An 18,713-nucleotide genomic window follows, 5' to 3' on the forward strand; every position below is an offset into this window, starting at 1 on the left:
AACCATTGGTTGAGTCACTTCACAAGCATAGTGCTAGGCTCGTGTTCATGAGCCACGACGCCCAGGCGGACATCACGGCGGACACGTCGGCGCGCCCGGCCGCCGCGAGCCCGATCGAGGCCGCCGTCGAAGCGGCGGTCGAAGCGACCGTGAACGCGGGCGACATCGCCCGGCTCGCCGACGTCGGCAGGGCCGCGGTCAGCAACTGGCGCCGCCGCTACGAGGACTTCCCCCAACCGGTCGGAGGTACCGCGTCCAGCCCGCTTTTCTCGCTTCCCGAGGTGGAGGCGTGGCTACGCAGGAACGGCAAGTCGTTCGAGGTGTCCCAGGGCGACCGCGTCTGGCAGCGGCTGCGCGCGTCGGCCGACGACCTGCGCCTGGGCGAGGTGCTGGGGGACGTCGGGGCGTTCCTGCTCTACACCCTGCGCGATCCCGACGGCTGGAAGCGGCTGTCCGCCGCCTCCGACCTCGCCGTACGGCTCCCGCGCGCGGTGGCCCGGGCGACCGCCGACCTGCCCCGGCGCGGCGGGGACGCCACGCCGGTGGAGCCCGGCGTGCTCCGGCTGGTCGCCGGGATGGCCGAGCGGCACGGCGCGGCCGGCGCCTTCGAGTTCCTCTGCGAGAGGTACGCCGAGGCGCACAGCCGCAGGCTGGCGCTGACCCGGCCCGACGTGGCCGCCCTGATGACCCGGCTGGCCTGTGCGGGGGCGCGTACGGTGCTCGATCCCGCGTGCGGCATGGGCACGCTCCTGCTGGACGCCGCCGCGGGGGCCGGCGGGGCGGCGGACGAGGTGCGGCTGCTCGGCCAGGACGCCAACGAGACCGTCGCGCTGCTGGCGGCGCTGCGGCTGCTACTGCGCGGCCGGGACGCCCGGGTCGTCCCCGGGGACGCGCTGCGGCACGACGCCTTCCCGCCGGACCGGCCGATTGACGCGCTCGGGGACGCGCTGGTGGACGCCGTCGTGTGCGACCCGCCGTTCAACGAACGGGCCTGGGGCCACGAGGACCTCGTCGGCGATCCCCGCTGGCAGTACGGCATGCCCCCGCGCGGCGAGCCGGAGCTGGCCTGGGTGCAGCACTGCCTCGCCCACGTGCGGCCCGGCGGGCTGGTGGCCATCCTGATGCCGGCCGCCGCCGCGAGCCGCCGCCCGGGCCGTCGCATCCGCGCGAACCTGCTGCGGGCGGGCGCGCTGCGCGCGGTCCTCACGCTGGCGCCCGGGGGTCCCGACCTCTGGCTGCTGCGCCGCCCCGAGCCCGGGGAGCGGCGGCCCGGCGCGATCCTCGTGGCCGACGCGGGCGACGACCCGGCCTCCGTCGAGCCGGCCTGGCGGGCCCACCTCGCGGAGACCGAACCGCCGCCCGGCGGCCGCGCGGTCCGGATCATCGACATCCTCGACGACGAGGTCAACGTGAGCCCGGCGCGGCACCTGTCGCCGAGGTCCGACACGCAGGGCTTCCCGGCGGCCAGGGAGCGCTTCAGGGAGGCGGCCGCGGCACTGGCCGGCGACGTGCCCGATCTGGAGGTGCTCACCGGCGCCGCGGCCGGCTGGGACGCGTCGTGGGCGACCGTGGCCGAGATGGCCAGATCCGGGCTTGTCGCCATCCGGCACTCGACGCTGCGGGCGCTGCCCGCCGATGTCCCCGACGGCGAGACGCCCGAGGGTGGAGTGCCCGTGCTGACGGCCGACGACGTCGCGGCCGGGACGGCGCCGTCACGGCGGATGCCGCCCGCCCCCGGCCTGGTCGCCGTACGCCGGGGAGACGTCGTGGCGTCGGCCGTCACCGCCAGGGTCGTCACCGTGGAGGGGGCGCTCCTCGGCCCGCATCTCAGCCTGTTCCGCGTCGATCCGGACAAGGTGGACCCCGAGTTCCTGGCGGGGTTCCTGCGCTACGCGGCGGGCGGCGGCCGGCCGCACCTGGGCAGCAGCCGGGTGGAGGCCCGCCGGGCCCGCGTCCCCCAGCTTCCCCTGGACGTCCAGCGGACGTACGGCACGGCCTTCCGGCGGCTGCTCGCGCTGGAGGACGGCCTGCGCGAGGCGGCCGCCGCGGGGGAGGCACTCGCCCGGCTCGGGGTCGAGGGACTCGTCGACGGACGTCTGCGCCCCCGCGGGTGACGCGCCGATGGTTCCCCGTGGTTGAGACCCGGTTGCCGAGCCCGAACATCGCGGACGGATCCGGTAGCTTTTTCCCCGATAGGCCGACGGGAGGGGCGCATGGTCATCGGCGACCGGTATGAGCTGGACGACCTTCCCCTGGGCCAGGGCGGCATGGGCGCCGTGTACGGCGGGCATGACCGGCGGCTCGACCGCAAGGTGGCGGTGAAGTTCCTGCGGCTGCCCGACGGCCCGGACGAGGAGCTGCAGCGCCGGTTCCTGCGCGAGGCGCGGATCCTCGCCAAGCTCGACCACCCGGGCGCGCCCGTCCTGTACGACTTCGGCACCTACGAGCAGCGGCTCTTCCAGGTCATGCAGTTCATCGAGGGGGTGACGGTCGCCGATCTGCTGAGCGAGCACGGCCCGCTGCCGGTGCCGTGGGCCGCGGCCGTCGCCGCCCAGGCGTGCGCCGTGCTGACCGCCGCGCACGAGCTGTCGATCTGCCACCGGGATCTCAAGCCGACCAACCTCATGCTCTGCCCGGACGGCAGCGTGAAGGTGCTCGACTTCGGGCTCGCCATGCTGCGCGAGAGGGATGTCGCAGGGGTGACGGCGCAGTTCACCCGGATCGGGCAGATCCTCGGCACCCCGGCTTACATGTCTCCCGAGCAGATCCAGCGTGGCGTCGCCGGGCCGAAGAGCGACCTGTACTCTCTCGGCTGCGTGCTGCACGAGATGCTGACCGGCAACCAGCTGTTCACCGGCCCGACGGAGTACGCCGTGTTCGACAAGCAGGTGAAGGAACGGCCGCCCCGGGTGCCGGGGGTCCCCGCCGAGCTGGACCGCCTGATCGCCGAACTGCTGGAGAAGGAGCCGGACAACCGGCCGCCCGACGCGCACACGCTGTTCGAGCGGCTGCAGCCGTTCGCGGTCGACCTGCCCCCGCTGCCCGGCTTCCTCAACCCGTCGACGGTCCCCAGCCCCGGGCGCATGTACGCCCAGATGGTCGGCCGCGTCCGCTGAGAACGCTCAGGCGCGCCAGGCGGTCAGGACCTCCTCGACCCGGGACCGGATCCGCTCGCGGGCGGTCATCCGGGGCACCCCGGACATCAGCAGCTCGTCGTAGTCGGTGTCCAGGTGGCGCACGCTCGCGACGACGGCGAGTGTGATGGCGCCCTCGTCCAGCACGCGGGCGGCGGCGGTGCGGCCGACCCGCCCGCTGCCGCGGACGGCGGCGTGCGCGGCGACGGCCTCGGCCCGTTCGGCCGGGCAGCGGGGGAACAGGCGGCGGATCTCCGCCGCCATCCTCGCCTGGAACTCGGCGTCCTCACCGGCCCTGCGCTCGCGGTCGCGTTCCCGGCGGCGCAGCCGCGCCTCCTCGTCGGCCAGGCACTGCTCCTCGGCCCGCGTCAGTGCCTCCTCCTCGACCAGCACGCCGAGCCGCTCGTATCTCTTGCGCCGCCGGTTGAAGCGGACCACCACCGCCGACAACCCGCTCTCCTTCTTGGCGCGGCGGCTCAGCGCCGCGTTCCCCGCGGGGAGGAGGCACAAGTGGTCCATGTCGGCGCAGGTCAGGCAGTGCGGCCGGTCGTCCTCCATGATCAGGTACGGCCCGGTCTCCCCGCAGCCTGCGCAGGTCCACGCGTCCAGCGGCGCGACCACCACGAGGTCGGGGGCCTTGTTGTGCCGTTCGGCGATCTGCCGCCGCCGCGTCTCGCTCAGCTCCGGCGAGAGCCAGTGAACGCGGAAGGCGCGCTCCAGGTCCTCGTCGCCCGCCGTCGTGAAGCGCAGCGGCCGCCGGTCGCGGGTGCCCGCCGTGTACGCCGCCTCGCTCTCCAGCAGGTCCCGGGACAGGGCCCACGCGCGCAGGTGCGACAGCGCCTCCTCCATCCGGACGGCGTCCACGGCGGCCAGCCGTTCCAGGCTGTCGGCGCGGCCCTGCCGCCAGGTCTCCACGTGGCGGTCGTGCAGCCACCGCAGGCCGGTGAGGACGTCGATCGGGGTCACGTACTTGCGGGTGGCCAGGGCGATCTCCGCCGCCTGGGCCACCCGTCCGCCGAGCTTGCTGCGCATTCCCCCAAGACTGCCCTATGCGGGCGTGCGCGTACGCCGGTTCACGGCCGCCAGCAGCCCCACGGCCGCCAGGCTGGAGATCGTGGCCGACCCGCCGTACGACACGAACGGCAGCGGCAGCCCGGCGACCGGCAGCAGGCCCATGGTCATCCCCACGTTGACGAACGTCTGGAACGCCAGCCAGCACACCACCCCGCCGGCCACGGCCGTGCCGAACGGCGTGGGGCTCTTGGCCGCGATCCACAGGCCGCGCCACAGCAGGGCGAGCATCAGCAGGATCACGCAGGCGGCGCCGACGAAGCCGAGCTCCTCGCCCGCGACCGTGAAGATGAAGTCGGTGTGCTGCTCGGGCACGAAGTGCCCCGCCGTCTGCTCGCCGTGGAACAGGCCCTTGCCCAGCAGGCCCCCGGAGCCGATCGCGATCCTGGCCTGGGTGGCGTTGTAGCCCACGCCCATCGGGTCGGCGTCCGGGTCGGCCAGCACCATCAGGCGCTGGAGTTGATAGGGCCGGATGAGGTCGAGCCGCCACACCAGGAGCAGCGCGGCTGCCCCGGCGGCGGCGAACGCCGCGAACCACCTCTTGGGCGCACCGGACACCGCGATCACCCCGGCGGCCACCACCAGGAAGACGAGCGCGGTGCCGTAGTCGGGCTGCAGCGCGATCAGGCCGACCGGCAGTGCGGCGAGGCCCAGGGCGAGCAGCACGGCCCCGGCGCCCGGCCTGCGCTCGCCGTCCCGCGGCTCGCCGAGCGCCGTCGCCAGCGCGAGCACCGTGGCCGCCTTGGCGAACTCGGACGGCTGGAACTGCAGCCCGTCGCCGAGCACGATCCACGCGTGCGAGCCGTTGACCGTACGGCCCAGCGGGGTCAGCACGGCGACCAGGCCGGCCAGCCCGAGCAGGTACAGCACCGGAACGTAGGCCCGCAGCACGCGCAGGTCGATCCGGGAGACGGCCCACATGAGCACGAAGCCGATGCCCACGCTGAGCGCCTGCCGCTGCGGCAGCGTCGAGCCCGGCTCGTTGCGGGTGGCCGACCACACGAGCAGCAGCCCGATGGCCGACAACGCGGCCGCGGGCAGCATCAGCCCCAACGCGGGGAGCAGGGCGAGGCGCGCCTGCGAACGCCGCCTCGTCGCGCGGCCCGCCGGCAGCCGTACGGACAGGGGACCGAGCGTCGTCATCGCACGCCTCCCGGGTCGTGTCGGGAGGCCACGCGCCGCCGCGCGTGGCCCAGGCAGGCGAGGGGCGGCGTTCGCCGGACGCGCTCCGGCAGCCGGGCCGCGGCCGCGGCGGCAGGTGCGCGGCCCGCGACGAGGCGGGTCAGGGCCGCATGGGCGGGCGGGCGGCGCGTCACCGCCCGCCGTCCTTCTTGTGCTTCTTCTGGTCCTTGTGCTTTTTCTGATCGTGGGAGAGGGCGGCGATGCCCTCCCAGATCTCCCGCGCGGCGGGGGCCGCCGTGGTCCCGCCCGTGCCGCCCTGGGAGACGACGACCACCACGACATACTTGGGCTTCTTCAGCGGGCCGAAGGAGGCGAACCACGAGGTGTCCTGCCTGCCGTACGCCTCGGCGGTGCCGGTCTTCCCGGCGATCGGCAGGCGCTTGAACGCGTACCCGTCGAACGCCCCGGCGGCCGTGCCCGTGCGCGGCACGCCGGCCAGCGCGTCGCGGATGAACCGCAGCGTCTTGCGCGACGCGTCGACCTTGCCCACGACGGGCGGGGTGATCGTGCGGACGACGGTGCCGTCGGCGCGCACGACCTGCTTGCCGATCCTGGGGCTGAAGACCGTGCCGCCGTTGGCGAGCGCGGCGTATCCCCGGGCGAGCTGGAGCGGCGTCACCAGCACGTCGCCCTGGCCGATGGAGAAGTTGGCCGCGTCTCCGGCCCACCAGACCCCGCCGGAGCGGCAGTTGTCGGCGGCGAGCGCCTTGAGGTAGGCCGCCCGCCTGCGGTCGGACATCTCCGGATAACCGGTCTTGGCCCGGCGGCAGGAGTCCGCCTTGGTCCGCTCCCAGTTGGCCTTCTTCCAGGCGCGGTCGGGCACCCTGCCCGCCGCCTCGTGCGGCAGGTCGACGCCGGTGGCGGTGCCGAACCCGAACTCCCCGGCCATCACCTGCATCGGGTCCTTGGGCCGCTTGACCGGCTTGAGCCCGCCGTCGCGCCGCCACATCTTCTCCGCGAACCGGTAGAAGATCGTGTCGCACGACACCACCAGGGCCCGGCGCATGTCCATCCGGCCGAGTTCGGCGCTCTCGAAATTGTGGAACACCCGGCCGCCGATCTTGTAACCTCCGGGGCAGTCGTAGGAGGCCCGCAACGAGTAGCCCGCCTTCGCCGCCGCGGCGGTCGAGGTCACCTTCCACGTCGAGCCCGGCGGCCACTGCCCCTGCACGGCGGCGCTGACCAGCGGCAGGTCCTCGTAGTCGCGCTGCGAGATTCCCCCGGTCCACACGCCCGGGTCGTAGGTGGGATAGTCGGCGATCGCCGTCACCCGCCCGGTCTTCGCCTCCAGCACCACCGCCGCGCCGCTGTCGGCGGGCTCGCCCCGCTTGCGCGCGGCGGTCACGGCCCGGGCCAGCGCCCGCTCGGCCACCTTCTGGACGCGCGCGTCGATGCTGGTCACCAGGGTGTCCCCGGCCACGGCGGCCTCCTCGCGGACCAGGCCGGTGACCTTGCCCGTGCTGTCGACCGCCATCTGCCTGATGCCGGTCCGCCCGGCCAGCTCGCGGTCGTACTCCGCTTCCAGGCCGTCGCGGCCGATCAGCTCCGGGCCTCCCTCGGGGTCGTCGGGCGAGGGCGGCTGCAGGTAGCCGAGCACGTGCGCCGCGGCCGAGCCGAGCGGGTAGGTCCTGACCGGCCGCAACGCCGTGCTGACGCCGGGGAACTCGCTCTGCCGCTCGGCGATCCACAACGCCGTGCGCACGCTCACGTCGTCGGCGACGACGATGGGCTGGTACGGCGAGCCGGGCCAGCACGGCCGGGGCACGTTCCCGGCGCACAGCCGCGCCCGGTCGGCGATCTCCTGGTACGGCCGGCCCAGCGCCCGGGCGAGCCGGGTCAGCACGTCCCTACCGCCGTCGGGCTGGTGGATGAGGGCCATGTAGTCCACCGACACCTGCGGCTTGGTCTCGTTGGCCACCAGCGGCCGGCCGCGCACGTCGAGGATCCGCCCCCGCACCGGCGGCAGCACGACCGAGCGCACCCGCGCCTCCGTGGCCGCCCTGACGTACGACGGGCCGGTGACGACCTGCAGGTACCACAGGCGGCCGAGCAGGGTCAGCATGAGCGCGGTCACCACGACGAACACGAGCGTGAGGCGGCCCTGGGGCCGGTTGCGACCCCGGCTGAGAGGACGCTGCTGGACGCTCCTACGACCCGGGCTGAGAGGACGCTGCTGGACGCTCCTACGCAAGCCGCCTCCCGGGCGCGTACGGATCGCGAGGTCTGTCCCGTGGTCCGCGCACCCGCCCGAACGACCGGCGGCGGGGCAGCAGGGCGAGCGCACCGGTCACGAGCGCGGCCAGGCCGGCGGTCCAGGCGAGGGCGCCGGGCGCGAGGGCCGTTCCCCAGGGCGTCCCGTCGAGCAGGGCCGCGAGCACGCCTCCGGCGAGCGTCGCGCCCAGGGCCACGGCGGCGGCGACGGCGGCGCGCCGCCCGGCCGTGGCGTCCGCGGTGAGCCGCGTGCACACCCACCCGGCCAGGCACAGAACCAGGGCGAGCCGCCCGATGGTGTGGTCGGCGGGCGGCGCGATGTCGGCGGCCAGGCCCGCGGCGAACCCCAGGAACGCCCCCGCCCCTCCTCCCGCAGCCCGGGGCCGCAGCAGCGGCGCGAGCGCGACCACGCCGACCAGCACGACGTCGGGCCCGCCGCCGGGCAGCGCCAGCCCGTTGACGACGGCGACCTGGAGCACGGGTGCGACGAGGACGACGAGTAAGGACAGGACGACCGCCTTCATCACGCCCCCTTCGCCTTGTCCGGGCCGCTCTTGTCCGGGCCGCTCTTGTCCGGCAGTGGTCCGAGGACCACGGTGACGAGGCCGAGCGCGGTGAAGCGGGCGAAGGGCCGCACGAGCGCCGTCCTGGTCAGCGCGTCCGGCGCGGGCTCGACCGCGACCACGGCGCCGATCGGCACGTCCGGCACGTACGGCCGCATGTCGCGCGAGCCCAGCGTCACCACCCGGTCGCCCGGCTTCACCTCGGCGGAGGCGTTGAGCAGGCTCAGCCGCAGCAGCCCGCGCTCGGGGACGCCGGTCACCAGGCCGACCTCCCGCGAGCCCTCGAGCCGTGCGCCGATCGAGGCGCCGGAGGCGGTGGCGAGCTGGACCGTCGCCGTACCGGGACCGGACCGCAGGACCCGGCCGACCAGCCCGTTCCCGTCGAACACGGTCATGTCGCGGGCCACGCCGGCCTCGGAACCGGCGTCGACGGTGACCGTGCCGTCCCGGCCGAAGCCGACGACGTGGGCGGGCACGGCCCGGTAGCCGTCCGCCGGAGCAGGGGAGGAGGTCACGCGGCGGGCGGCGAGCAACTCGGCGCGCAACCGGGCGTTCTCGGCTTCGAGCTCCGCCACCCGGTGTTGTCCCGGCGCCCATCGGACGCCGGCGGACGCCGCGTCCTCCAGCCCGCCGAACACGGCCGACCCGAACGCCCGCAGCGGGTCGAGCGGCGTCAGGGTGTCGGCGACGATCAGGGCGACGGAGACGAGCGCCAGCAGCACGGGCGTCCGGCGTCCGGCGGCCCTCATCGACGCGTTTCGGGAAGGAACACGTCCTGCATGTCGTCGAAGCGCTCGACGCACCGGCCCGCGCCCAGCACCACCGACTGGAGCGGCTGGTCGACGAGGTGGATCGGCATGCCGACGGCGTCTCCGAGCCGTTCGGCCAGCCCGTCGAGCAGCGCGCCGCCGCCGGTCAGCACGATGCCGTTGTCGATGAGGTCGCCCGCCAGCTCGGCCGGGCACTGGTCCAGTGTGGTCTGGACGGCGTCGACGATCGTCTGGACCTGGTCCTCGATCGCCTCCCTGACCTGGGCCCGGTTGATCGTGGCGGTCTTGGGCAGGCCGGTCACCAGGTCGCGGCCCCGGATCGGCAGCGAGGTCTCGTCGTCGCCGCCCGGCCGCGCGCTGCCCATCTTGATCTTGATGTGCTCGGCCGTGCGCTCGCCGAGCATCAGGGAGTGTTCCTTCTTGACGTAGTTAACGATCGCCTCGTCGAGCTCGTCGCCGCCGACCCGCACGGACTTCGACACGACCACCCCGCCGAGCGAGACGATCGCGACCTCCGTCGTGCCGCCGCCGATGTCCACGACCATGTTGCCGGTGGTGTCGCCCACGTTGAGCCCGGCGCCGATCGCCGCGGCCATCGGCTCCTCGATGATGTGGACGCGGCGGGCGCCCGCCTCGTACGCCGCCTCCCTGACCGCGCGCTGCTCCACGCTCGTGGTGCCGCTCGGCACGGCGACGACGACCCGGGGCTTGGCCAGGTAGCGGTTCTTGTGCGCCACCTGGATGAAGTGCCGCAGCATGCGCTCGGCCGCGTCGAGGTCGGCGATCACACCGTCCTTGAGCGGGCGCAGCGTGGCGATGTGGGGCGGGGTGCGCCCGATCATCTCCTTCGCCGCGGTCCCGACCGCCACGATCCTGTCCGTGTGCAGGTTGATCGCCACCACCGAGGGCTCGTCGAGGACGACGCCCTTCTTGCGCACGTACACGAGCGTGTTGGCTGTGCCGAGATCGACCGCCATGTCCCGGCCGAGCAATCCCCACGGGAAACCCATCGCCGACCAGCTTTCAGAGAGGAGGGAGAGCACGCGTGATCGCTGCCCGGCGGCCCCGCCTCTAAACAGAACGGCCCCTCCCGTACGAACCGGACACGCTAGGCGACGCTGAGATAGAGGTCTCTCGCCAGCTTCGTCACCCGCTCCGCCGACTTCCTGAAGGACGCCCCCGAGGGCTGCAGGGTGAGCACCACCATGATCAGCCGGTCGCCGATCACGCCAGTAGTGTGGAGCACCGGACGGCCGAAATCAACCGGGTTGCCGCCCATTGTGACCGCCCCGATACGGAGTGACGCCACCGTCGCGCGGGTGCACTTGACGGGAGGAACCGCGCCGTATCCCGACCACCCCTGCTTGATCGCCCAGGGTCTGGGGACGGCGCGCGGGATCCCGAAGTACTGGTCGAAGCCGTCGCTCGCGCACTTCGACGCACTGTGCAGGTTGCCGAGGACGAAGTCGCGGACGCGGGGTTCGGCCCGCCGCAGCAGATACCGGTAGACGAGCGCCATGTCGGCCGCGCTGACGGCGGTGTAGCCCCAGAATCCGGGTTTGGCGGCGGGCGGCGGGGCGGTTTCGGTCAGGCCGATCCGGCGGGCCATGCGGCGGACGATCTCGCCCTGACCGCCGCGCCGCCACAGGGCCGTCGCCGCGTCGTCGTCGCTGCCGCGCAGCATGGGCGTCAGAAGCGCCCTGTCCCGGGCGGGCACGGCGCCCTTGTGCCGCTCCAGGTAGTCGACGGCGATGAGGATCTTCACCACCGACGCCGACCGGAACCGGTGGTGCGCCAGATGCCGGGCGACCGTCTTGCCCGTGGTCACGTCCACCACGGCGTACCCCGCCGTCACCCCGGCCGGCACCCGCACGGGCCCGGCGGGGGAGCGGACCGGACGGGCCGCCTCGGCCGCCGCCTCCCCGGCGGCGGCGCCGCCCGCTCCCGGCGTCTTCGGGGCCGCGGACGCCGCCGTGTCCGTGTCCGGGTTCGGGGACCGCGTCGCCGGCCGGGCGTTCGCCGCGCACCCGGTCAGCAGTGCGGGAAGCACGGCGGCGACGGCCAGAAGCGAGGCGGTTCTCGATCGGGTCACCCGACCATGCCTACCAGATCGCCGCGAAGCGCGACGGCACTCGCCTGGTCGCGCTCTTCTCAGCGGAAGGCCGCGTGGCCGGTGAGCGCCTGTCCGACGACGAGGGTGTGCATCTCGGGAGTGCCTTCGTAGGTCAGGACCGACTCCAGGTTGGTCATGTGCCGGATCACGGGGAATTCCAGCGAGATGCCGTTGGCGCCGAGAACGGTGCGCGCGACGCGGCAGATCTCCAGCGCCTTGCCGACGTTGTTCAGCTTGCCCATGCTGATCTCGTGCGGACGCACCGTGCCGGCGTCCTTGCGGCGGCCGAGGTGCAGGGCCAGCAACTGCCCGGTGGCGAGTTCGGCCGCCATGCCGGCGAGCTTGGCCTGCGTGAGCTGGAAGGCGGCGATCGGCCTGCCGAACTGGGTGCGCTGTCCGGCGTACTCCAGGGCGGCGGCGAACGCGGAGCGGGCCGCGCCCATGGCGCCCCAGACGATGCCGTAGCGGGCCTCGTTCAGGCAGGACAGCGGTCCCCTGAGGCCGCGTACCTCCGGGAACGCCGCGTCGGCGGGCAGCCGGACGCCGTCCAGGACGAGCTCGCTGGTGATCGAGGCGCGCAGGGACAGCTTGTGCTTGATCACCGGGGCGGAGAAGCCGGGAGCGCCGGTGGGGACGACGAACCCGCGGATGCCCTCGTCGGTGTTCGCCCAGACCACCGCGACGTCGGCGACCGAGCCGTTGGTGATCCACATCTTCCGCCCGTCGAGGATCCAGTCGTCGCCGTCGCGGCGGGCACGGGTGCGCATGGCCCCCGGATCGGACCCGTGATCGGGCTCGGTCAGGCCGAAGCAGCCGATGGCCTCGCCGGCCGCCATGCGGGGCAGCCACTCCTGCTTCTGCTCCTCGGTGCCGTGCTTCCAGATCGCGAACATCGCCAGCGACCCCTGCACCGACACCAGGGAGCGGATGCCCGAGTCGGACGCCTCCAGTTCCAGGCACGCCAGGCCATAGTCCACCGCGCTCATGCCGGCGCAGCCGTATCCCTGCAGGTGCATGCCCAGGAGGCCGAGCGAGCCCAGCTCCTTGGCGAGGTCCCGGATCGAGGGCAGGCCGCCCTCCTCGAACCAGGTGGCGACGTACGGATCGATCAGCCGCGCGCACAGCTGGCGCACGGCGTCGCGTACGGCCTTCTCGTCGGAGCCGAGCAGGTCCTCGATGCCGATCGGGTCGAGCGGGTCGACGGGGGCGGGGCGGCCGGGAGCGGTCATGACGGTGTCTGTCCTGTCGTAGGGAGATCGATCGGGTCGAGATCCGCGAGCGACCCGTGACCGGAGGCGAGCCAGGCGCGCACGGCGGGGTCGTGTTCGCCGAGCGCCGGCGGCGGCCCCGCCGGGCGGACCAGGTCCTCGGAGTAGCCCACGGGGTGGCGCACCTGCGGTGCGCGATCGGAGCGGGGGCGTACGGCGGGTGCCAGGCCGAGGCGTTCGGCCAGACGGAACGCCTCGGCGAGGTCCTGCACGCGGCCGGCCGGCACCTGCTCGGCGGTCAGCCGTTCCTGCCAGTCGGCCGCGTCCGCGGCGGACAGGAGGCGTTCCAGCGCATCGACGAGCTCCTCGCGGTGGGCCACCCTGGCGGCGTTCGTCGCGAAGCGATCGTCGGTGGCCAGGCCGGGGTCGCCGAGCACGCGGGCCAGCCGGGCGAACTGGCCGTCGTTGCCGCAGGCCACGGCGAGCAGGCCGTCGCGGCAGCGCAGGGTCTCGTACGGGGCGATGGAGGGGTGCCGGTTGCCCATCCGCTTCGGCGGCACGCCGGTCTCCAGGTAGCCCTGCGCCTGGTTGACCAGCGCGGCCAGCAGGCTGGACAGCAGATTCACTTCGACGTGGCATCCCCTGCCGGTGCCCGCCCGGGCGGCCAGCGCGGCCAGGATCCCGATGGTGGCGTCCTTGCCGGTCAGCACGTCGACCAGGGCCACGCCCGCCTTCGTCGGCTCCCCATCGGCCGCGCCGGTGATCGACATCAGTCCGCCCACCGCCTGGACGACGAAGTCGTAGCCCAGCAGGTCGGCCCCGGCGCCGGCGCCGAAGCCGCTGACGGAGCAGTAGACGACTCCCGGGTTCGTGGCCGCCACCTGCGCGTAGCCCAGGCCGCGCCGGTCGAGCGCGCCCGGTTTGAAGTTCTCCACGAGCACGTCGGCGCGCCGCGCCAGCTCGCGGGCGAGCGTCAGGTCCGCCGGATCGTCCAGGTCCAGCGTGACGCTCCGCTTGGAGCGGTTCACGCTCTCGAAGTAGGTCGACGACGTGGCCGACCACGGCGGGCCCCACGATCGGGTGTCGTCTCCCGTGCCGGGGCGCTCGACCTTGATCACGGTCGCTCCCAGGTCGGCCAGCGTCATCGTGCAGGACGGTCCGGCCAGCACGCGGCTGAAGTCGGCCACGAGAACACCGTGCAGCGGACGGGTCACGGCCGCGCCTCCGGTTCCCGCGGCGCGCCGATCGGCGGCTCTGGGTCGCGCATCACATCTCCTCGGTCGGGTGCGGGTGCCGGGACGTCTCGAGGCTAGGACCGGGTGCGGCCCTCGTTCTTCGGATGTTCCGCCGGAGTTCGGCGATCACCGGGCGAAACCGATGAAGATCACCGCACCGCCGACATCGGGCCGATGAGTCGGACAAAATACGCAATGCGGATGTAAGCTCCGGGGGGCATCGCCCGCAGCAAGCCCGGGACCTGGGGCTTGAGGTGCGGCTGTACCGTGTCATCGAGTACGCCGTCGGAACGGATCACCGGCCCGCCCCGGGCGTACGAAAGCAAAGGATCGACTCCCGCATGTCCGAGAAGGGCGCCGAGTTCGAAACCGGGTTCGGCGACCCCCACTGCCAGGTCGAAGGCCCGGTCGTCAGCCTGGAGATGGACGGGAGCGCGACGTACACCGTGCCCGACGTGATCGAGGCGATGCCGGCGTTCGGCGCGGGTGCCGCGGGGACGTGACCGATGCCCCGGCTCGCCGAGCTCAGCCGCGCCCTCGGGCATGACCTGCGGCCCGTCTCCGCCGGGCCGCTGCCCGACCGCGTCGTGACCGGAGTGCACGTCAGTGAGCTGACCGATCCCACGCCGTACCTTGAGGGCGGCGAACTGCTCCTGACGACCGGCATGGGACTCACCGGACAGGCCGCGCAGGCACGGTCGTACACCGCCCGGCTGGCGGAGAAGGGGATCGCCGCCCTCGGTCTCGGGCTGGGCCCGATCTACCGGGAGGTGCCCGCCGTCCTGGCCGAGGCGTGCGAGGCGGCCGGGCTGCCGCTGCTGGTGGTGCCCGATCCCACGCCGTTCCTCCTGGTGGCGCGCAAGTACTGGTCGCTGCTGGCCGAGGCCGGTCAGGAGGAGGCCGACGCGACCCTCGGCGCGCACCGGGAACTCGTCCGCGCGGCCGCGGGCCCCGACCCGGTGTCCGCCGTGGTCCGGACCCTCGCGGGCGCGGTCGAGGGGTGGGCCGCCCGGCTCACCCCGCAGGGACACATCGTGGAGGTCTGGCCCTCGGAACGCCGTCGCGTCGCGCGGCAGATCGCGGGGGTGCTGGCCCGGCTGCGCGCGGCCGGCCCGCACTCCTCGGCGACCCTGCCCATCGACGGGGACGACGTGGTCGTGCAGCCGCTCAGCGCCCAGGGGCGGCTGACCGGGTTCGTCGCGATCGGCTGCCCCCCGCCCATGAGGGCGCGGGACCGGCAGCTCGTCCTGGCGGCCTGCTCGCTGCTGGCGCTGCGGGACGAGCGGGGACGGTCTCACGGGCGGGCGGCCCGGGCCGCCCGCGACGCGGTGGCGCGACTGTTGCTGCTGGGCTACTGCGACGCGGCGCGCGCCCTCGCCGCCGACCTCGGCATGCCCGCGCCGCCCTCGCGCCTGCGCGTCCTCGCCGTCACGGGGGCCGCCGCGGCCGGATCCGACCTGCTCGACGCGCTGGAGCAGACGCTGCCACGCGGGCATGGGCGGATCCTCGCCGCGGCCGGCCCCGGTGAGCTGTGGATGCTGCTCGCCGACCGGAACCGGCCGGCGGTCCAGGCCGTCGTCGCCGACTTCGTCGCCGCCGGTGCTCCGGCGGCGCGCGCGGTGCTGTCCCGTGAGCTGGCCGTCCGCGACCTGGCCCTGCACCTGCCCGCGCTGCGTGCCGCGCTCGCCCGGGCGGACGGGGGGTCGGTCAGGGACCTGGCCGCGGACGGGCGGCCGTTCGCCGGCTCGCCCGATCTGGAGCCGCTGCTGTCGTACGCGCGGGCGGATCTCGTCGGCGCCGTCGTCGCCTACCTTCGCCACCGTGGGCGTTGGGAGGACGCGGCCAGGGAGCTCTCCGTCCACCGCAACACCCTCCGGCACCGCATCGGCACCGCGGCCAAGGTGCTCGGCGCGGACCTCGACGATCCCGACGTGGCGAGCACGGTCTGGCTTCGCCTGAGAGAGCGCGGCCTGGCCTGAGACCGCGGATTCTCCCGCTACCGAGGGCTCAGCGGCCGTCGAGGAGGGGCTGCCCGGGGTCCCAGCGGGTGCCTTCCGCGGCGTCCCTGCGGCGGCGGGCGATCGCCGACAGCGCCTCGAGGACGACCCGGTTGCCGAGGTACGCCGTGATGTCCGCGTGGTCGTACGGCGGGGCCACCTCGACGATCTCCAGGCCGACGACGGGCAGCTCGTAGCAGGTGCGGCGTACGGCGTCGAGGAGCTGGCGGGCCGACAGGCCGCCCGGCTCGGGCGTGCCGGTGCCCGGCGCGTGGCCCGGGTCGCAGACGTCCACGTCAACCGACAGGTAGACCCCGTCGCAGTCGTCGAGCGCGATCGCGTACGCCTCGGTGAGGCACTCGTCGAGGCCCCTGGCGACGATCTCGGTCATCTCGTAGGACCGCATGCGCTGCCCGGCCATCCAGCCGAGGATGTCCGGCCCCGGCCAGTAGCCGCGCAGCCCGACCTGCAGGAAACGGTCGCCCCGGATGGCGCCCGACTCGATGAGCCGCCGCATCGGCTGCCCGTGGCCGTGCAGGTGGCCGAACTCGATGTCGCCGGTGTCGGCGTGCGCGTCGAAATGGATCATCGAGATCCGGCCGAAGCCGTGGTGACGGGCCACACCGGTCGCGTCGGGCAGGGCGATCGTGTGGTCGCCGCCGAGGACGACGGGGATCGCCCCGGAGGCCGCGATCGCGGCGACCGCGTCCTCGATCGCGCGCAGGCTGCCTTCGATGTCCCCGGCGTAGGTCTCCACGTCCCCGGCGTCCAGCACCCGCAGGTCCTTGAGGGCGTCCACGCGCAGTGCCAGGCTCGGGCGGGAGCCGTCATGGGGGAGATAGCAGGTCTGGCGGATGGCGTTCGGGCCGAAGCGCGCACCCGGACGGTGGGAGGTGCCGCCGTCGAACGGCGCGCCCAGGATGACGACGTCGGCGTCCGCGTAGCCGGCGGGGTCGTCGAGGTCGCACCGCTCGACGCCGAGGAACGTGATGTCGGGGCCGAACATCTGGCCGTAGCGGGACAATCCAACTCCTGACGAAACCGGTCTTATCGGGTATCACATGCTATTAGCTGACAAGGTGGACATGGTGCGGGCCTCGACGATGAACGGGTCGAGCAGGCCCGGGGTGCTCGCGGCGGCGAGGCGCAGCGCCTCGGCGAGGTCCACGTCGCGCACCTGGTAGCCCTGCTTGCCCGCCGCGGTGGTCGCCGTCAGCGTCGCCAGGCGGGCGCGGCGCTGGAAGAACGACCGCTCGATGTTCCAGCCGATGACGCCGTCGCACTCCAGCACCACGCGGCGGCGCACGATCGAGCCCCAGCGGGTGACCAGGTAGCCGGACGTCAGCGCGTGGCCCAGCGAGCGGTAGCGGTCGGCGGCCAGCAGGGCCGTCAGCGGCAGCAGGGCGGCGGCGGTGAGCCACGTCCACGAGGGCAGGCCGGCCCACTGCCACGCTGCGAGCAGCGCGGCCAGCACCAGCGCGTGCACGCCGTACGCACGGGTGAACCTGCGGCGCAGCGCGGCCGGGCCGTGCGCGGTCAGGCCCGCGGTGACCGGCGAGGCGGCGGCCTCGGGCGTGCCGGAGGAGACGCGCGGGAGCACGAGCCGGGCCACCGACACGGCCCGCTCACGCGGCGCGGGTGGCAGCAGCATCGACCCGCCGCGCTGGGCGCCCTGCGCGGCGCGCAGGCCCGTGGTCACCGCCGCCAGGCGGGCCCCGCGTACGGCGCGCAGGAGCAGCGGCTCGCCGACCTCGACGCCGCGCAGCCGCCGCTCCTCGATGGTGGTGGCCCGCGTGGTCAGCAGTCCCCGGGTCACGTGCAGGGTGCCCTCGGCGTGCCGGGTCAGCCGGAAGTTCCCGAAGGCCAGCACGTAGCCGAGCGTGGAGGCGACGCTCACGAACACGACCAGCACGAGCACCACCGTCGCGATCTCCAGCGGGAGCGACATCGCGCTGAACCACCGCCAGGTCTCCCGGACGGGTCCGACTCTCCCGAGGTCGACGTTGCCCTCCGAGACCAGGCGGGACACGAAGCCGGCGACGACGCCCACGGTGACGAGCCCGGACATCGTGAACGGCCCGAACCTCACCCACTCGGGACGCATCCGCGCGAGCTCGGTCTCCGCCGCCGGCGTGCTCCCGGCGGGAGGCGTCACGGTGACCGCCGTGGTGGACGCGGTGGTGGAGGCAGCGGGAGAGCGGTGCAGCAGTTCCACGCGCAGGCGGGCGGCCTCGGCGGCGGTCAGCGCGTCGAGCTTGAGCCGGCCCTCGTGCCTGCGCTCCGACGTGCCCGTCCCCACCTCCACCCGGGCCAGGCCGAGCACGCGGTGCAGCACGTGGGAGGTGACGTCCACCGTGCGGACCCGGTCGCGGGGCACGGTCAGCACCTTCCGGGTCAGCAGGCCACGGCGGACCTGCACGTGCTCCGGGGTGATCCGATAGGTCGTGGTGAACCAGCGCAGCATGCCGAGCACGACCATGAGACCGACGCCGGCGACGCTCCACAGGTGCCCCTTCCCGCCGCTGCTCGACCCCGCGACCAGCAGGCCGAGCAGCGCCGGGGCGGCCCGTACGACCTCCTGGAAGGGGTGGACCACCAGCATCCGCGGGCTCAGCCGGCGCCAGACCGTCTCCACCACGGGGTCGATCACGTGGCGTCACCCGCCGTGGCCTGCGCGGCGGCCGTGAGGTCGGCGACCAGGCGCTGGGCGGTGTCCCGGTCGAGGCCGCCGACCTTGATCGGGCCGGCCGCGGAGGCGGTCGTGACGGTGACGTTGGCCAGGCGGAAGAGCTGCTCCAGCGGGCCGCGCTCGCTGTCCACGGTCTGGATGCGGGAGACGGGGGCGATGCGCCACTCCTGCTTGAACCAGCCCGACTGCGTGAAGACGGCCGCGGAAGTGGCCTCCCAGCGGTGCACCCGATAGCGCCACTGCGGCATCACCGTGACGTGCGCCACCGCGACGACGGCGGTGACGACGAGAGCGGCCACGTGCGTGGTGACGGGCAGGGCGTTCTCGTCGTCCATCACGAGCCAGAACACCTGGGCCGCGATGACGACGAGCCAGCCGAGGGCGGCCCGGGCGGCCCAGTACCAGACGGCGGTACGGCTCACCCGGTGCTGGGGGGATCGGAGGGTCGGGGTGTCCACGTCCCAACTCTGCCCGATCGCCCGCGTTCCGGCGTAGTGGAGCCGATCCTGTCCTTCTCAGGACAAATGTCATGCCCCCGGG

16 protein-coding genes are annotated in these 18,713 nt (G+C 74.1%); 4 read left to right on the forward strand and 12 right to left on the reverse strand.

Features of this window, described 5'->3' with window-relative positions:
* Positions 1–47 precede the first annotated feature (47 nt).
* A complete protein-coding gene (locus HHX41_RS34170) occupies positions 48–2,114 on the forward strand; it encodes an N-6 DNA methylase (RefSeq protein ID WP_182909248.1) in 2,067 nt (688 codons plus the stop codon).
* 99 nt (positions 2,115–2,213) lie between these two features.
* Positions 2,214–3,116, forward strand: a complete 903-nt coding sequence (locus HHX41_RS34175) for a serine/threonine-protein kinase (RefSeq protein ID WP_169982139.1) — start codon at positions 2,214–2,216, stop codon at positions 3,114–3,116.
* A gap of 6 nt (positions 3,117–3,122) precedes the next feature.
* On the opposite strand, the gene HHX41_RS34180 is transcribed toward HHX41_RS34175, so the two are convergent.
* The 9 genes from HHX41_RS34180 to HHX41_RS34220 all read right to left on the reverse strand — a co-directional run bounded on the left by HHX41_RS34180 (position 3,123) and on the right by HHX41_RS34220 (position 13,466).
* The gene (locus HHX41_RS34180; RefSeq protein ID WP_182909249.1) at positions 3,123–4,166 is read right to left on the reverse strand and encodes a DUF2293 domain-containing protein; all 1,044 of its coding nucleotides are present in this window, start codon (positions 4,164–4,166) and stop codon (positions 3,123–3,125) included.
* 15 nt (positions 4,167–4,181) lie between these two features.
* Positions 4,182–5,348: a rod shape-determining protein RodA gene (gene rodA / locus HHX41_RS34185; RefSeq protein ID WP_182909250.1), complete on the reverse strand. Its 1,167-nt coding sequence runs from the start codon at positions 5,346–5,348 to the stop codon at positions 4,182–4,184.
* A gap of 169 nt (positions 5,349–5,517) precedes the next feature.
* Entirely contained in the window at positions 5,518–7,473 is a 1,956-nt protein-coding gene (gene mrdA, locus HHX41_RS34190; RefSeq protein WP_310742307.1) for a penicillin-binding protein 2, read from the reverse strand.
* Positions 7,474–7,570: 97 nt separating this feature from the next.
* Positions 7,571–8,122, reverse strand: coding sequence for a rod shape-determining protein MreD (mreD, locus tag HHX41_RS34195; RefSeq protein ID WP_169982136.1), 552 nt, complete (start codon positions 8,120–8,122; stop codon positions 7,571–7,573).
* On the reverse strand, positions 8,122–8,910 hold the full coding sequence (mreC, locus tag HHX41_RS34200) for a rod shape-determining protein MreC (protein ID WP_182909251.1): 789 nt from the start codon (positions 8,908–8,910) through the stop codon (positions 8,122–8,124). Before mreC ends, mreD begins: the two co-directional genes overlap by 1 nt.
* Positions 8,907–9,941 carry a rod shape-determining protein gene (locus HHX41_RS34205; protein WP_259401519.1) on the reverse strand — a complete coding sequence of 345 codons (1,035 nt, stop codon included), beginning with the start codon at positions 9,939–9,941 and terminating at the stop codon, positions 8,907–8,909. The genes mreC and HHX41_RS34205 overlap by 4 nt, the downstream gene beginning before the upstream one ends.
* Before the next feature lie 98 nt (positions 9,942–10,039).
* The gene (locus HHX41_RS34210; RefSeq protein ID WP_220504667.1) at positions 10,040–11,023 is read right to left on the reverse strand and encodes a hypothetical protein; all 984 of its coding nucleotides are present in this window, start codon (positions 11,021–11,023) and stop codon (positions 10,040–10,042) included.
* Between the two features lie 59 nt (positions 11,024–11,082).
* Positions 11,083–12,273 (reverse strand): acyl-CoA dehydrogenase family protein, encoded by a 1,191-nt coding sequence (locus HHX41_RS34215; protein WP_182909252.1) that lies wholly within the window; start codon positions 12,271–12,273, stop codon positions 11,083–11,085.
* On the reverse strand, positions 12,270–13,466 hold the full coding sequence (locus HHX41_RS34220; protein WP_182909253.1) for a CaiB/BaiF CoA-transferase family protein: 1,197 nt from the start codon (positions 13,464–13,466) through the stop codon (positions 12,270–12,272). Before HHX41_RS34220 ends, HHX41_RS34215 begins: the two co-directional genes overlap by 4 nt.
* A gap of 362 nt (positions 13,467–13,828) precedes the next feature.
* Here HHX41_RS34220 and HHX41_RS34225 point away from each other — a divergent pair, with 362 nt between their 5' ends.
* Both HHX41_RS34225 and HHX41_RS34230 read left to right on the forward strand, forming a co-directional pair.
* Entirely contained in the window at positions 13,829–13,990 is a 162-nt protein-coding gene (locus HHX41_RS34225; RefSeq protein WP_182909254.1) for a hypothetical protein, read from the forward strand.
* A 3-nt stretch (positions 13,991–13,993) separates the two neighbouring features.
* Positions 13,994–15,466, forward strand: coding sequence for a PucR family transcriptional regulator (locus HHX41_RS34230; RefSeq protein WP_182909255.1), 1,473 nt, complete (start codon positions 13,994–13,996; stop codon positions 15,464–15,466).
* Positions 15,467–15,494: 28 nt separating this feature from the next.
* Here HHX41_RS34230 and speB read toward each other — a convergent pair whose 3' ends face one another.
* Genes speB through HHX41_RS34245 form a run of 3 tightly spaced genes read right to left on the reverse strand, consistent with a single transcriptional unit; the run spans position 15,495 to position 18,631 of the window.
* Complete coding sequence (gene speB, locus HHX41_RS34235; RefSeq protein ID WP_182909256.1) at positions 15,495–16,508, reverse strand: agmatinase; 1,014 nt, start codon at positions 16,506–16,508, stop codon at positions 15,495–15,497.
* A 33-nt stretch (positions 16,509–16,541) separates the two neighbouring features.
* On the reverse strand, positions 16,542–18,134 hold the full coding sequence (locus HHX41_RS34240) for a PH domain-containing protein (protein ID WP_220504668.1): 1,593 nt from the start codon (positions 18,132–18,134) through the stop codon (positions 16,542–16,544).
* Positions 18,131–18,631 (reverse strand): PH domain-containing protein, encoded by a 501-nt coding sequence (locus HHX41_RS34245; protein ID WP_310742308.1) that lies wholly within the window; start codon positions 18,629–18,631, stop codon positions 18,131–18,133. Before HHX41_RS34245 ends, HHX41_RS34240 begins: the two co-directional genes overlap by 4 nt.
* Between the last annotated feature and the right edge of the window lie 82 nt (positions 18,632–18,713).

Source organism: Microbispora sp. H13382 (assembly GCF_014161445.1).
In the GTDB taxonomy this organism is placed as follows: domain Bacteria; phylum Actinomycetota; class Actinomycetes; order Streptosporangiales; family Streptosporangiaceae; genus Microbispora.

What these genes read in the sequence shown, in the direction of transcription:
- HHX41_RS34225 (WP_182909254.1), top strand. Translation starts at nt 13,829, where the DNA reads ATGTCCGAGAAGGGCGCCGAGTTCGAAACCGGGTTCGGCGACCCCCAC.
- rodA (WP_182909250.1), bottom strand. Translation starts at nt 5,348, where the DNA reads ATGACGACGCTCGGTCCCCTGTCCGTACGGCTGCCGGCGGGCCGCGCG.
- mreC (WP_182909251.1), bottom strand. Translation starts at nt 8,910, where the DNA reads ATGAGGGCCGCCGGACGCCGGACGCCCGTGCTGCTGGCGCTCGTCTCC.
- HHX41_RS34215 (WP_182909252.1), bottom strand. Translation starts at nt 12,273, where the DNA reads ATGACCGCTCCCGGCCGCCCCGCCCCCGTCGACCCGCTCGACCCGATC.
- HHX41_RS34180 (WP_182909249.1), bottom strand. Translation starts at nt 4,166, where the DNA reads ATGCGCAGCAAGCTCGGCGGACGGGTGGCCCAGGCGGCGGAGATCGCC.
- HHX41_RS34170 (WP_182909248.1), top strand. Translation starts at nt 48, where the DNA reads ATGAGCCACGACGCCCAGGCGGACATCACGGCGGACACGTCGGCGCGC.
- HHX41_RS34205 (WP_259401519.1), bottom strand. Translation starts at nt 9,941, where the DNA reads ATGGGTTTCCCGTGGGGATTGCTCGGCCGGGACATGGCGGTCGATCTC.
- HHX41_RS34175 (WP_169982139.1), top strand. Translation starts at nt 2,214, where the DNA reads ATGGTCATCGGCGACCGGTATGAGCTGGACGACCTTCCCCTGGGCCAG.
- HHX41_RS34230 (WP_182909255.1), top strand. Translation starts at nt 13,994, where the DNA reads ATGCCCCGGCTCGCCGAGCTCAGCCGCGCCCTCGGGCATGACCTGCGG.
- mreD (WP_169982136.1), bottom strand. Translation starts at nt 8,122, where the DNA reads ATGAAGGCGGTCGTCCTGTCCTTACTCGTCGTCCTCGTCGCACCCGTG.